At 49.7% G+C, this 13,565-nt stretch carries 14 protein-coding genes; all 14 read right to left on the bottom strand.

Features of this window, described 5'->3' with window-relative positions; translation table 11 throughout:
• Positions 1 to 68: 68 nt before the first annotated feature.
• The 14 genes from GZH47_RS21065 to GZH47_RS21000 all read right to left on the bottom strand — a co-directional run bounded on the left by GZH47_RS21065 (position 69) and on the right by GZH47_RS21000 (position 13,564).
• The gene (locus tag GZH47_RS21065) at positions 69 to 596 is read right to left on the bottom strand and encodes a copper amine oxidase N-terminal domain-containing protein (protein ID WP_162642962.1); all 528 of its coding nucleotides are present in this window, start codon (positions 594 to 596) and stop codon (positions 69 to 71) included.
• A 412-nt stretch (positions 597 to 1,008) separates the two neighbouring features.
• Positions 1,009 to 2,598 carry an ATP-binding protein gene (locus GZH47_RS21060; RefSeq protein ID WP_162642959.1) on the bottom strand — a complete coding sequence of 530 codons (1,590 nt, stop codon included), beginning with the start codon at positions 2,596 to 2,598 and terminating at the stop codon, positions 1,009 to 1,011.
• A gap of 59 nt (positions 2,599 to 2,657) precedes the next feature.
• On the bottom strand, positions 2,658 to 2,945 hold the full coding sequence (locus GZH47_RS21055; RefSeq protein WP_162642954.1) for a hypothetical protein: 288 nt from the start codon (positions 2,943 to 2,945) through the stop codon (positions 2,658 to 2,660).
• A 211-nt stretch (positions 2,946 to 3,156) separates the two neighbouring features.
• Positions 3,157 to 3,510 (bottom strand): hypothetical protein, encoded by a 354-nt coding sequence (locus GZH47_RS21050; RefSeq protein ID WP_162642953.1) that lies wholly within the window; start codon positions 3,508 to 3,510, stop codon positions 3,157 to 3,159.
• Positions 3,511 to 3,579: 69 nt separating this feature from the next.
• Positions 3,580 to 4,293, bottom strand: coding sequence for a hypothetical protein (locus tag GZH47_RS21045; RefSeq protein ID WP_162642952.1), 714 nt, complete (start codon positions 4,291 to 4,293; stop codon positions 3,580 to 3,582).
• A 152-nt stretch (positions 4,294 to 4,445) separates the two neighbouring features.
• Positions 4,446 to 4,829 carry a Na-translocating system protein MpsC family protein gene (locus GZH47_RS21040; protein WP_162642951.1) on the bottom strand — a complete coding sequence of 128 codons (384 nt, stop codon included), beginning with the start codon at positions 4,827 to 4,829 and terminating at the stop codon, positions 4,446 to 4,448.
• A 254-nt stretch (positions 4,830 to 5,083) separates the two neighbouring features.
• Positions 5,084 to 5,503, bottom strand: a complete 420-nt coding sequence (arsC, locus tag GZH47_RS21035; protein WP_162642949.1) for an arsenate reductase (thioredoxin) — start codon at positions 5,501 to 5,503, stop codon at positions 5,084 to 5,086.
• Between the two features lie 2 nt (positions 5,504 to 5,505).
• A complete protein-coding gene (locus tag GZH47_RS21030) occupies positions 5,506 to 6,948 on the bottom strand; it encodes an arsenic transporter (RefSeq protein ID WP_162642948.1) in 1,443 nt (480 codons plus the stop codon).
• Positions 6,949 to 7,003: 55 nt separating this feature from the next.
• Positions 7,004 to 7,480, bottom strand: a complete 477-nt coding sequence (locus GZH47_RS21025; protein WP_162642947.1) for an ArsI/CadI family heavy metal resistance metalloenzyme — start codon at positions 7,478 to 7,480, stop codon at positions 7,004 to 7,006.
• Positions 7,481 to 7,528: 48 nt separating this feature from the next.
• On the bottom strand, positions 7,529 to 7,870 hold the full coding sequence (locus GZH47_RS21020) for an ArsR/SmtB family transcription factor (protein WP_318653376.1): 342 nt from the start codon (positions 7,868 to 7,870) through the stop codon (positions 7,529 to 7,531).
• Positions 7,871 to 8,205: 335 nt separating this feature from the next.
• The gene (groL, locus tag GZH47_RS21015; protein WP_162642945.1) at positions 8,206 to 9,843 is read right to left on the bottom strand and encodes a chaperonin GroEL; all 1,638 of its coding nucleotides are present in this window, start codon (positions 9,841 to 9,843) and stop codon (positions 8,206 to 8,208) included.
• 75 nt (positions 9,844 to 9,918) lie between these two features.
• Positions 9,919 to 10,200 (bottom strand): co-chaperone GroES, encoded by a 282-nt coding sequence (gene groES, locus GZH47_RS21010; RefSeq protein ID WP_090644098.1) that lies wholly within the window; start codon positions 10,198 to 10,200, stop codon positions 9,919 to 9,921.
• A 1,511-nt stretch (positions 10,201 to 11,711) separates the two neighbouring features.
• Positions 11,712 to 12,506, bottom strand: coding sequence for an ABC transporter ATP-binding protein (locus GZH47_RS21005; protein WP_162642944.1), 795 nt, complete (start codon positions 12,504 to 12,506; stop codon positions 11,712 to 11,714).
• 14 nt (positions 12,507 to 12,520) lie between these two features.
• Positions 12,521 to 13,564, bottom strand: coding sequence for a FecCD family ABC transporter permease (locus tag GZH47_RS21000; protein WP_162642943.1), 1,044 nt, complete (start codon positions 13,562 to 13,564; stop codon positions 12,521 to 12,523).
• Between the last annotated feature and the right edge of the window lies 1 nt (position 13,565).

Below are 13,565 nucleotides of genomic sequence, written 5' to 3'. Positions count from 1 at the left end.
TCGATCCTATAAGAATGTTAAAGGGATAAAAAAAGACTACTTCTTGTGGAAAGAAGTAGTCTTGGCTTCTATGATTGGCTGACCAATTTCGTCAGCGTTACGCTCCAGTCAAGCTCGCTGTAATCGAGCTGCCAGCCGAGCTGATCCGCCACGAACCGCAGCGGCACCATGACGCGGCCGTCCTCGTTCAGCATGACCTTCGAGCCCATGGAGATCTTCGCGTCGTTAATCTCCATCGCGTTCCGTCCGACCCAGAATTTCATCTTGTACGTCCCGGCCCAGACGATCGTCGATCCGTCCGCTGCGTTCCACGCGACCTTCGCGCCGACACCCTCTGCGAGCGCGCGCAGCGGCACGTATACCATGCCCTTCCAGAGCATCGGCTTCGTGTCCATCTTGACCATGCGGCCGTTATTGTTCAGCATGGGATCGTTCACCTTCAGCTTCACCGTGTATAAACTCATCGGAACGACCGGCTTGTCCGCCGCGATAACCGTCGGCGCCGTCGGTTCGTTCGGCAAGGCGTCAGCGTTTACCAGGGCAGGTGTCATCAGTGATAGTGCGAGCAGGGGGAGGATCAACTTTTTCGTCTTCAAATTCGTCACGCTCCTTAGGATGGGTAGGTGAGGCAAACCGTTCCAGCTGATGCAGGGCCAAGCGAGGCGTATTTAAGCTCAACGAAGCGGAAGTCATGTCTAAGGTGCGGATTGATTCAAATCGCCTATTGGCATGGCGGAAAGTGGGTATGAAGGACTTGTTTGCCATGTACTTTGATGTTACCCAGGGGTAGCGTGACATGAATCAAAAGAAAGGGGGCCGGGTGCGATTTCCCGCGCGTTGAAGAACGCATGCACTTCTCCAGCGCCGGACAGGATGAATCCGAGCCTTGACATCGAATAGGAAAATCGGGGGTTTTCATCTTTCTTTGCGCGGGAAAAAACCGGCCCGTGGATGCTCCTCAGAAATACCGGCTGCCGGATGCATAACGCGACATCGATTAGGATTCGATCATTCCGGCTCAGGAGCAATAGGAAGGGAGATGGAGAATACGGTTCCCGTCGGACCCGTCTTCACGACTTCCATTCGTCCGCCATGATCATGGATAATCTTATGCGATATGGACAGTCCAAGCCCCGTGCCATGGCCCTTCGTCGTAAAGAACGGTTCGAAAATTTTATCTTTTGCCGCATCGGACATCCCTGTTCCCGTGTCGGATACCTCTATGTATACGAGCTTATCGATACCATAGACCTTTACGCCAATTCTCCCGAGATCCTCCATCGCATCGATTGAATTCTTGAATAAGTTTACGAGGACTTGTACGATTTTGTCTCTCTCGACGTTCACGGAGAAAGAATGTCCGGCATATTCGACATGGAGCTCGTGACCTTTCCGCTCGATTTCCGTCCCCATTATCGAGACTGCCCTTGCGATGCAAGCTTCGATCGCTTCCGTTTTCACTTGCGACAGATTCGGCTTGGAGAATTGCAAGAACTCGGAGGTGAGCTCGCTGACCCGCGTGATTTCATCCATGATCATGGGGTGATAGCGAACGATGTCCTTATATTCGTTCTGATAAGCCAATTGGAGGAAGCCTTTGATGGTTGTCAGCGGGTTCCGGATCTCATGGGCCATGCCAGCCGCGAGCTCCCCGATAACCTTTAGTTTATCGGCACGAAAGATATGTTCATCGCGATTAACCCAAATTTCTTTCTTTTGCATGAAAAGCTGATTTTCGACATCCTCGATCGTTTCGCTCGGCGCGCGTCCGTTCGAACAGGCATACGCATAAATAAGATCTAAATTGGGATAGTGAAGTATGATATCATCCACCGCTTGTATGGCGCGAACTTCAGGTGTCCGTTCATTGCCTATCTCCATCGCGATAGCGAATTCGCTCCCGCCGTAACGGCATACCAACGAAGAGCTGAAGCGGGTATCCAGCTCTCTGGCGATCTCTTTCAGACCCATGTTCGCCTGCTCATACCCATGTTGAAAATTAACAGACCTCAAATCCTGGCAGTTCAAGATGATGAAACAAATCTCGCTGCGCGCATTCATTCGGATGAGTTCTTTCCGAAATTCATGGTAGTTGAGCAGTCCCGTAAGTACGTCTTTTTTCAACAGCTCATTGTTCTTTTTCTCCAGCTTCTCTTTCTCTTGTTCATTGCTTTTTATTTTCCAGATCAGCGCGACGAATATAAGCGCGCTGGCGCTGTCGGAGAACGTAACTAGAATGGCGTAGTCATTGATCGGGGAATAAGAGAAACGTATCACACTGTAAAGGATCATAATAAAAAACGTGCTGATGATCGCACGTATTAAATTATCGCTGCGTATGAGTTGTCTTATAAGCAGCATCACATAGATCATTAAGCACCAATTAAGCTGGCTTAGCCAATGAAATAGGAGTAATGCGGCCATTTGCAAATAAATCGACTTGTGGCTGCTCTGCTTGGCGTTAAAGGCGAAGAACATCACGATCCCCGTCGCGACCATTATGAAGGCGTGGTCCGTCCGATCCAAATAGATAGACGAAAAAGAAATAATTACGATCATGAAGGGAAGCAGCATTTTATACAGGACCGTGTTCACCATAGCGATATCACCTTTATCTTCATATTCGCTTGTTCTCCGCAGCTTACAGCCCATTTCGATCAGCCAGCGACGCATCTTCCCCGCAGTCGGTTAACCGTGACCCGGTAAAGCTCCTTCATCGCTCGCTGCGAGGCTTCGGTGAAACACAGCGGCTCCAGATCGGCAATCGTCTTGAGAATGATTTCCACGTAGTTCCCGCCGGCCATATGCCAATCGTTTGCAATCTCAATAACCGTCTTGGCTTCGTCGTTGCCAAGACCGGCGATCACCGCCGCGATCGTGACGGCTTTCGTCAGCTCCGCGCCTTCATGCCCCGAGGTGCCGATCAATTCAAGATACGTATCCATGGATGTCTCCTCAAAATGTTCTGTGTACATTCACTCCTGTCCGTTACGCTCAACTAGACGGACGGGTATTGGCAATCCTATACATATGAATTATGCAATATAATCGCCTTCTCGTGAATGTACGTCAACCGGGCTGACGTATCTTGACAAACCATCTGCAATGCGCATTCGCGTATAAAAATAGAGCTGCCATTTTTCAATTGCGCAGCTCTTAATCTATTACGCCAGTCTTCTTTAGTTTCCTGTATGTATTTTCGGGAATTTCTGTAAAATTCTCGTCTTCTTCTTCGTTGAAGTAGGCCCTGACCGGGATAATCGAAGTATCGTAATGATCCACTTCGGCAGCGTTAAAGAATTTGTTGCGCTCGGCTTTGATAAACCGGGTATGTTCGTACTTGTTCATCAGCGTGGCTTTTTCGAATAGCGGCGCTTTGAGAGTATCCAATACGACACCGCCCGGCCCAAGTAACTGCACCACTTTACCGCCGTCAAGAAGCACCAATTCAAGCAGCCGATCGTTATACGTCATGGGGATTGCTTGGCCCTTTGGCGTCATCTGTGCCATATTGTCCCCCCTATTTCCAAGGCCGCGTCCGAATGCCTGTCGTTGTTTGTAAAGTTTTCAGGGTTTGCATCACGATTTACCTCTCTCAACGGGCTTGTCCTTCTTGAGCCACCACATGCCGGATTGCATTAACGAGTTCTGCCGCAGCTCTTCCCGCGTTGCGAAGGCCAGGTGCACCCCAAGGCCGAGTATAAAGACGCCCCATCCGCAAATCGCGATCCAGTGTACCTCCCACATCACAATGATCCAGGCCATCGTACCAAGCAAGCAAAGAGCTCCGGCGAATACCAGGACGCTCTCCCACGGGCGTACCTTTGCAAACTCGAAGTTAAAGCTCCATTGGCGTCGGATCAACAGCGTTGCCAGCCATATGGACAACAGCCCCGACATCGCATCGACGATATAGTTCTTCCAGAAGTGAGCATGCAGCTGCTGGACATTGAAGTAGCCGCCCGGCCACCCAAAGACGATTGCACCGGCGAGGAGCTGATAAACCACGTAGCCGAGGATGGCAATAAACAACGCCCAGGTCAATCTGATGCTCATCCGTTTGACCAGGAAGAACAATGTCAATAGCAGCCAAGCAAGCGGCTCGAGTGCGGCAAATCCGAAGCCCTTGTACAGGAATAGCGTGACGATGCTGATGATCACATTCGCCCTCGTGACCGACCACAGATGTTTTCGGAAATTCAAGCGGAACAGGCTGAGCATAATCGCATACGTGCCTAATCCCCCAATGGCGTTCGTTACTATAAAGATAAACTCGTTTCCTTGAAAATCCATCACCTTGCTTCCCTCCGCGCATAAAAAAAACCAATCAACAAAAACCGCCCGCCAGCGCTTGCGCCGGCGTGGTTCATGTTCATTGGTTTCGATTAAGCATTTGTTGTGGCCTATTCAATCACCTTAACATATAGTCGGGTATTCATTCCGCATTAATCTGGCTTCATGACTTTCCCGTTTACTATTAAATTTTCCAGGTCCCCGTCCAAAATGATTGTCGTGAACGAGAATCGGTTATCGATATCTATTTTGAAATGCATCGCTAGAATTTGCAAATCGCAGATCGTGCTTAATATCTTTGCCGCGATCACTCGGGAATCATCACGTACCGAATCGTAGTACTGATCTTCCTGCTTGCATTCCGAAACGAATCGAAACAGCCTCAACGATAGTCCGGAATATTCCATCTTCATCTTGACGAAGATCACATCGTCTACGATACGAACCTTCGTGGACAGCGGACCTCGCCCCGATATTTCTTTCCTGCCCCTGTTGAAAGTGCGCTCCAAGTACAACTCCGTTTCCCTCAAATCCAACGGTTGCAGTCACCTCTATGCGTAATCGATTTCGGTCACGACATTCATTATATTCCGCGCCATCAGGCCTGTCACTAGACACTATGTAACATCGTCGTCCGGCAAGATCATCGTTGGTACGGAAATTCCTTTCGTCTGGTAACGCGTGACAAGGAGAAATTATATACCCGCGATTTGGACTTTACAAGTCTTTTTCGCAAGGAATATATGGATGTTAGCTCTGCCGGCGATAAGCAGCGCGATCAAACCGAGGCCTACCCTCTCACAAACTGCTCAATACGATTTTTTATGGAATCGCGAACTTCACGGAATTTTGCAGTGATTTCTTCTTCTGTGCCTGTTGCTTTAGCTGGATCTTCAAAGCCCCAGTGCCATCTTTCTGCCTTTTCATTATGAACAACCGGGCAGTTATCATTTGCATGCCCGCAAAGTGTGATGATGTAATCCGCCTGCTTTAAAATTTCAGGATCAATGACGTCCGACGTGTGATTTGAAATATCGATGCCGGCTTCGTTCATTGTTTGAACTGCGCGTGGGTTTAAGCCATGAGCTTCAAGTCCTGCGCTTCTAACCTCATATTTATCACTGCCGAGCGCTTTTAAAAATCCATCGGCAATTTGGCTTCTGCAAGAGTTTCCTGTGCATAGAAAGTAAACGAGCGCCTTGTTGTTCATCTTTATTGGTCTCCCTTATCGTGAAATTGTTTAATTCGTACCACTGCTTCATTACGTTCTCTTTTGGTACCGAAAATGGCTTTAATCAGTACGGCTGCAGCGATTATAACAACCGCGAACACAGCGATTAAAATCCAAACGTTAATACTTGTCGAGTTGATTAACTGCAGCCATAGATATAGTCCAGTAAGCGTAATAAAGAGCGTCGGAACTGTCAGTATGACGCCTGTTTTAAAATAGTTACCCCATGTGATTTTGACGTCCTTACGCGACAGCACGTGCAGCCATAAAAGAGTTGCCAATGAACCAATCGGTGTTATCTTCGGACCCAAATCACTGCCGATTACATTCGCGTAAACAAGCGATTCTCGAATGGCGCCTTCAGTCGCCGTTCCTTTAATGGCGAGAGCATCTATCATAACCGTTGGCATATTGTTCATAATCGAAGACAATATCGCTGCAAGGAAACCCATTCCGATCGTGGAAATGAATAGTCCTTTGTCGGCTACGGCTTGAATTACACTCCCCAGCTCGTCGGTGAGACCAACGTTACGCAGCCCATATACAACAACATACATACCGATCGAAAAGATCACCACAGCCCATGGCGCCCCCTTTACGAGCTTCCATGTATGAATGGCTGGGCTGCGCCGCGCAGCAAGTATAAACCAAATCGCAACCACACCAGCAATGAATGAAACCGGAACATGGATGAACTGGCTGACCAGATACGCAACGAAAAGAACCCCTAAGATAATCCATGATAGTTGAAACATCTTCCGATCCTTAATGGCTTCGACAGGCTTTTTAAGTTGTTTCAAATCATAATTGCCAGGGATTCTCTTGCGGAAGAACAGGAATAAGACCAGAAGGCTTGCCAATAGGGAGAACATATTCGGAATGATCATCCGACTGGCGTATTCCACAAAGCCGATTCCAAAATAGTCTGCAGATACAATGTTGACGAGGTTACTGACCACTAGCGGCAGCGAAGTCGTATCTGCAATAAAACCACTCGCCATGATGAACGGCATAATCATCCGTTGGTCAAATTTAAGCGCGCGTACCATCGCAAGTACAATCGGCGTCAAGATAAGCGCAGCACCGTCATTAGCAAAAAACGCTGCTACGGCTGCGCCGAGGAGCACAACGTAAACAAACATCAACTTACCATTGCCTCTCGCAAGTCGTGCCATATGCAATGCAGCCCATTCAAAGAAACCAATCTCATCTAAAACAAGTGAAATCAATATGATGGCCACAAATGCAAGCGTTGCATTCCACACGATACCGGTGACCGTGCCGACGTCGGCGAAATCCACAACGCCGACAATCAAAGCAAGAATGGCACCGCCGCTTGCTGACCAGCCGATATTAAGCCCCTTTGGCTGCCAAATTACAAATGTTAAAGTGATTAGAAAAATAAGAAACGCTATTATCGTCATGTTGATCCCCTAAATTACAGAATTCTTGGAAGGTCCGCGGTTTGCGCCTTTCTAATTAGCAGCATTTATTTGTTATCCGCATATCTGTCAGCTCCACTTTTTGAGGAGCAGGTGTAACACAACAAACGTCTTGTTGGGTACTTACGTGATCTTCCGCCGCTTCAAATTCACTATCCTCTTTGGTGTAAAAAACTTCCCATGGATTGCCTTCCGGGTCCGATACCCAAATTTTATCCTGGACGGCATAGCAACACGTTGTATGCATTTCATCGAAAGAAACCAGCCCAGCTTCTTGCAAACGTGCTTTTGTTGCCAACACCTCTTCAGTGTTTTGTACTTGGAATCCAAAATGATTTAAAACACCTCGATTATCATATGGACGAACGTTTAACGAAAAATGCAAGGCAGGATTATCAAGCTCAAACTTGGCATAGTTTTCTTTCACTTTAGCCGGCTCTGCATGAAATAGCTTTTTATAAAACTCAAGAGATTGTTCCAAGCCTTTTACATTAATGGCCACGTGCATTTTCATCTATAACACTCCTTAAATCAATTTTTTTTGATTATAAGACCAAAAAAATTAGCAACAAGAATCCGCGTCTCTAGGTCTAAAAATACAGCACAACTGCTCTGAAAGCAGTGCACCGATCTCTGTGGAGTTTAACTCATAATAACTCCAAGTGCCTTTTGTTTCTTTTGTTATAAGCCCTGCATCCAATAATATTTTCAAATGGTACGAAAGCTTAGATTGCGGCATATCCACGATCTCCGTTAGATCGCAAACACATGTATTGCCACGCTGACAAAGCTCATACATGATTTGGAGACGCTTTTGGTCCGCCAACGCTTTAAATTTCCGTTCATATGCTTCGAATGAAACAGCTGATGCTGTTGTACCATTAACCGGTATTTCCTTCTTCACCTTAATCACCTACTTTATGAAGTAACGACGCAGCATTAACCAACTTTTCAAAAACATATGAATTCAAGTACATTATATATTAGCCTTCTACATTAATCAATTTTTTTTGATTTAAATATTTGATATGAAATTAGCGCGGCCTGGAATTGTTCTTATACCCTTATTGTGAAGAAACGTTTACCTGCACGTTACCCAACCAAAAAAAGAAAGAGGCTGCCCGCGAGTTCACTGAACTCACGAGAAGCCTCTGATTTACTGCCGTTGTTACCCTTCAGTTCCCCTCAGGGTATCTCGGGCACCTCAACCCCTTGTAAATCAAGAAGTTTGGGCGCTTCTTACATCATGCCGCCCATGCCGCCCATTCCGCCCATGCCGCCCATATCAGGCATGCCTGGTTTGTTCGCCTCAGGCTTGTCGGCTACGACAGCCTCAGTCGTCAGGAACATTGCCGCAACGGAAGCAGCGTTTTGCAGAGCGGAACGCGTTACTTTCGCAGGGTCAACGATACCTGCTTCGAACATGTTCACCCATTCGCCGGAAGCTGCATTGTAGCCTACGCCGATGGCTTCTTTTTTCAGACGCTCAACGATAACGGAGCCTTCTTGGCCCGCGTTAGCCGCGATCGTGCGAACTGGTTCTTCCAACGCGCGAAGCACGATGTTTACGCCTGTTTTCTCGTCGCCAGTCGCGTTTACAGCCGCTACTGCCGCATATACGTTCACGAGTGCAGTACCGCCGCCGGATACGATGCCTTCTTCCACAGCAGCACGCGTGGAGTTCAATGCATCTTCGATGCGGAGCTTGCGCTCTTTCAATTCAGTTTCAGTCGCTGCGCCGACTTTGATAACCGCTACGCCGCCAGCCAGTTTAGCCAGACGCTCTTGCAGCTTCTCGCGGTCGAAGTCGGAAGTCGTTTCTTCAAGTTGCGCGCGGATTTGGTTGATGCGAACGTCGATATCGGATTTCACGCCGGCACCGTCGACAACGATCGTGTTTTCTTTCGTTACGCGGATTTGACGCGCGGAACCGAGTTGATCCACAGTCGTAGCTTTGAGCTCAAGGCCCAGCTCTTCCGTGATTACTTGGCCGCCAGTCAAAGCAGCGATATCGCCCAGCATCGCTTTGCGGCGGTCGCCGAAGCCCGGAGCTTTAACGGCTACGCAAGTGAACGTGCCGCGCAGACGGTTAACGAGCAGCGTAGCCAAAGCTTCGCCTTCTACGTCTTCCGCGATGATCAGCAATGTTTTGCCGGATTGAACGACTTTCTCCAGAACCGGAAGAATCTCTTGGATATTGGAGATCTTCTTGTCGGTGATCAGGATGAACGGATTGTCCAAAACAGCTTCCATTTTGTCCGTGTCCGTAATCATGTACGGGGAAAGGTATCCGCGGTCGAACTGCATGCCTTCAACCACTTCAAGCTCCGTTACGAAGCCTTTGGATTCTTCAACCGTGATAACGCCGTCGTTGCCGACTTTTTCCATAGCTTCAGCAATCAGCGAACCCACTTCTTCGTCAGCGGACGAGATGGAAGCGACTTGCGCGATCGATTGTTTGCCTTCGATTGGTTTCGCGATCACTTTCAGCTCTTCGATTGCTGCGCGAACAGCTTTCTCGATGCCTTTGCGGATAACCATCGGGTTAGCGCCTGCAGTTACGTTTTTCAGACCTTCGCGGATCATCGCTTGCGCAAGAACCGTAGCAGTCGTCGTTCCGTCGCCGGCAACGTCATTCGTTTTGGTCGCGACTTCTTTAACAAGCTGCGCGCCCATGTTTTCGAATGCGTCTTCCAGCTCGATTTCTTTCGCGATGGACACGCCGTCGTTCGTGATCAGCGGGCTGCCGAATTTCTTCTCCAGCACCACGTTGCGGCCTTTAGGACCGAGGGTAACTTTAACTGCGTTAGCCAGTGCGTCTACGCCGCGAAGCATTGCGCGACGAGCGTCTTCGCCGAATTTAATCTCTTTCGCCATCGTTGATAACCTCCTGGTATATGGGATTTAGGTATAGGCTTGCTTGCCATTTATGTGGAGCTCAAGCGCTGCGGCTTAGCCCAAAATTGCGTGGATGTCGCTTTCTTTCATAATCAAAAGCTCTTTGCCTTCGTACTTCACTTCGGTACCGGCATATTTGGAGAACAACACGCGGTCGCCTTCTTTGACTTCAAGCGCAATGCGAGCGCCGTCCTTAACCGCACCGCTGCCTACAGCGATTACTTTGCCTTCTTGCGGTTTTTCTTTCGCCGTGTCAGGCAGCAAAATGCCGCTTGCAGTCGTTTCTTCTTTCGCGATTGGTTCGATCAATACGCGTTCACCCAAAGGTCTGATCATGAAAATAGCCTCCTTTAAATAGTTGTGCTCAACTTGTTAGCACTCACACTCGTTAAGTGCTAATAACCATTTCTAATAATACCGATTTCCATGGTGGATTTCAAGTCTTTCAGAAGCGATTTCATAGGAAATTTACACGTCCCGCCAGACACTGGGTCAAACTTCCATCGGAATGTCACGTCCAAACCCAAGCCCGCCGCGCATCCAAAGGGCCCAGAGAAGAACGTGCAGCGGTAAAGACTACCTTCAGGCAAAAAGCAAAGCAAGCACGTCTAAAGTAAAGTATGTCCGCGCTAAAGGACGAAAAACAAGCGCCCTCAAACGTAAGTTCGAAGAAGGCCCAGCGGCAGGCACGCCACATCCGGATCCAGGGACGGATTCCCTAGGGGTAGTTCAACTAACCTCAGGCAAAAGTAAAGTAAGCACACCTTAAATAAAGTGTGTCCGCGCCAGCGGACGAAAACGAGCCCCCCTCAAACGTAAGTTCGAAGAAGGCCCAGCAGCAGGCACGCCACATCCGGGTACAGGGACGGAGTCCTTGGGGTCCCCCTTGAGAAAAGGGGGATTTAGGGGGTTGTGAAACGCTTTTGAATTGCAACTAACTTCAGGCAAAAAGCAAAGTAAGCACACCCAAAGTAAAGTGTGTCCGCGCCAGCGGACGAAAACAAGCCCCCCTCAAACGTAAGTTCGAAGAAGGCCCAGCAGCAAGCACGCCACATCCGGGTACAGGGACGGAGTCCTTGGGGTCCCCCTTGAGAAAAGGGGGATTTAGGGGGTTGTGAAACGCTTTTAGGGGTTGGGCGACAAGGGATGCTCTCTCTCTAACGAACCGTACACAGCTTAAATCAACAAAATAGCCGCCAAAAACAAGCTAAAGAATCCAACACGCCTTATTTATGCAAAACGACTCGCATGCAGGGTCAAAAGACCAAATAGCGCTGCTGGGATTCGTTAAAATGTGAAAAACCGTATTTAGGGGCAAATAGCGCCAACTAGATTCGTTAGCATCGGAAAGATGCGAATTCAAACCGACTAACGTCCAACTAACCTCAGGCAAAAAGCAAAGTAAGCACACCCAAAGTAAAGTGTGTCCGCGCCAGCGGACGAAAACGAGCCCCCCTCAAACGTAAGTTCGAAGAAGGCCCAGCAGCAGGCACGCCACATCCGGGTCCAGGGACGCAGTCCCTGGGGTCCCCCTTGAGAAAAGGGGGATTTAGGGGGTTGTGAAACGCTTTTGAAAAAGCTTTTGAACTGTAACTAACCTCAGGCAAAAGTAAAGTAAGCACACCCAAAGTAAAGTGTGTCCGCGCCAGCGGACGAAAACGAGCCCCCCTCAAACGTAAGTTCGAAGAAGGCCCAGCAGCAGGCACGCCACATCCGGGTCCAGGGACGGAGTCCCTGGGGTCCCCCTTAGGCAAGGGGGATTTAGGGGGTTGTGAAACGCTTTTGAATTTATATTTAAATTATTTAAATTAAATTAATATTTGATATTTATTATAAAGAAAATAAGCCTAACGCAGTTTACGCCCTTTCCCATGCGGAATACACAAAGGCGTCCCAAAAATCGGATCTTCGGTCACCTGGCATTCCATATCGAAGACGTCCCGAATGAACGGTTCGTTCACGATCGTTTCGGGTCTGCCCATCGCATGGATCTGGCCGTTCTTGACCGCAACGATATGATGCGCATAGCGGCAAGCCAGATTGATGTCGTGCAGCACCATCACGATGGTCCGGTTTTCCTTCTCGTTCAGCTCGAAGAGCAAATCCAAGATATCGATCTGATGCGTCATATCCAGGAAGGTCGTCGGCTCGTCAAGCAGCAAGGTCGGCGTATTCTGCGCCAGCGTCATGGCAATCCAAGCCCGCTGCCGCTGCCCGCCGGACAGCGAATCGACCGAATGGTCCGCCAGCTCCGCCATATGGGTCACTTCAAGCGCCCGCTTGACCGCCTTCTCGTCCTCGATCGACCATTGCTGCAGGAAGCTTTGATAAGGATACCGGCCCTGCTTCACTAGCTGGTGCACGGTCAGCCCTTCCGGAGCGATCGGCCCTTGGGGCAAGATGGCCAGCCGCTTGGCGACTTCCTTGCTCGACAGTTTGGCAATGTCGCTTCCTTCCAGCAGAATCGAGCCCTCCTGGGGCTTCAGCAACCGGGCAAGCGAACGCAGGATCGTTGATTTTCCGCAGCCGTTGCTGCCGATGAACACGGTGATTTCGCCTTTCGGAATCAAGAGGTCGAGGTTCGAAAAAACCGCGTTCTTGCCATAGGATAGCGTCAGATTATTCGCCTGTATGACGGACATGGGATTCACTCCTTCTAAGATCTGCGATGACGGTACAGCAAGTAGATGAAGAACGGTGCGCCGATCGCGGCCGTGAATACGCCTGCCGGAATGTCGAGCGGCAGGAACGCGATTCTCGCGACCAGATCGGACAACAACAGAATGAGCGAGCCGATCAGCGCGGATACCGGAATGACGCCGCCATAGGCAGGTCCCACCAGCTTGCGGGCGATATGCGGCGCCATGAGGCCGATAAAGTTGATCGCTCCTCCGATCGCCACCGCCGAGCCCGCCAGCGCCACGCTGACGAACAACAGTATCGTCCGTTTCGCCTGCAGCGAGCTTCCGACGCTCGTGGCCACTTCGTCTCCCAGCTCCTGCACGTTCAAGTGCCTCGCATAGATGATCGACACAGGCAATAAGATGGAGAACCAAGGGAGAAGCGTCAGCACGTCCCGTTTCCACGACACGCCATAAATGCTCCCCGTCATGAACGTAAACGCTTTGACCGCTACCGCCGTCGGCGTGAAGGATGCCGTCAGAATCAGCATGTACGTCACGGCCGTTAACGCCGTGGCCATGCCGATGCCGATCAGCACCAACCGCAGCGGCGTGATTCCGCCTCGATAGGCAAACAGATACACCAGGATGGCCGCGGCGAACGCACCGCCGATCGACCAAAGCGGCATAAACCGGATGCTGAGTTCCGAGAAATACAGGATAAATACGATCGTACCCAGAGAGGCGCCGCCGGAAATGCCGATGACATCCGGGGAGGTCAACGGGTTGCGGACGATCCCTTGCAGCAAAGCGCCGGATACGGCGAGCGCCGCGCCTACCATGATTGCAATCACGACGCGGGGCAGACGCAAGGAGAAGATGATCATATGATTCGAGGCATCACCCGTGCCGAATAATGTACGAATCACTTCGATTGGGCTGATGTTCAGGCTGCCGAGCCCCGTGCAAATGATCATGGCGGCCAAATTGGCGGCAATAAGCAGCAGGACGACGATCAACGTTCTGCGATTGATTTGGAAGGAATGCTTCCGGCCTCTAAAAATTAACCAGTCGTTCATG

This window comes from Paenibacillus rhizovicinus (assembly GCF_010365285.1).
GTDB classification, from domain to species: domain Bacteria; phylum Bacillota; class Bacilli; order Paenibacillales; family Paenibacillaceae; genus Paenibacillus_Z; species Paenibacillus_Z rhizovicinus.
This window is presented reverse-complemented; position numbering and strand designations above follow the sequence as displayed.

Coding starts and splice junctions, on each gene's coding strand:
- GZH47_RS21050 (WP_162642953.1), bottom strand. CDS start 3,510: ATGGCACAGATGACGCCAAAGGGCCAAGCAATCCCCATGACGTATAAC.
- arsC (WP_162642949.1), bottom strand. CDS start 5,503: ATGAACAACAAGGCGCTCGTTTACTTTCTATGCACAGGAAACTCTTGC.
- GZH47_RS21030 (WP_162642948.1), bottom strand. CDS start 6,948: ATGACGATAATAGCGTTTCTTATTTTTCTAATCACTTTAACATTTGTA.
- GZH47_RS21060 (WP_162642959.1), bottom strand. CDS start 2,598: ATGGTGAACACGGTCCTGTATAAAATGCTGCTTCCCTTCATGATCGTA.
- groES (WP_090644098.1), bottom strand. CDS start 10,200: ATGATCAGACCTTTGGGTGAACGCGTATTGATCGAACCAATCGCGAAA.
- groL (WP_162642945.1), bottom strand. CDS start 9,843: ATGGCGAAAGAGATTAAATTCGGCGAAGACGCTCGTCGCGCAATGCTT.
- GZH47_RS21005 (WP_162642944.1), bottom strand. CDS start 12,506: ATGTCCGTCATACAGGCGAATAATCTGACGCTATCCTATGGCAAGAAC.
- GZH47_RS21045 (WP_162642952.1), bottom strand. CDS start 4,293: ATGGATTTTCAAGGAAACGAGTTTATCTTTATAGTAACGAACGCCATT.
- GZH47_RS21055 (WP_162642954.1), bottom strand. CDS start 2,945: ATGGATACGTATCTTGAATTGATCGGCACCTCGGGGCATGAAGGCGCG.
- GZH47_RS21000 (WP_162642943.1), bottom strand. CDS start 13,564: ATGAACGACTGGTTAATTTTTAGAGGCCGGAAGCATTCCTTCCAAATC.
- GZH47_RS21025 (WP_162642947.1), bottom strand. CDS start 7,480: ATGAAAATGCACGTGGCCATTAATGTAAAAGGCTTGGAACAATCTCTT.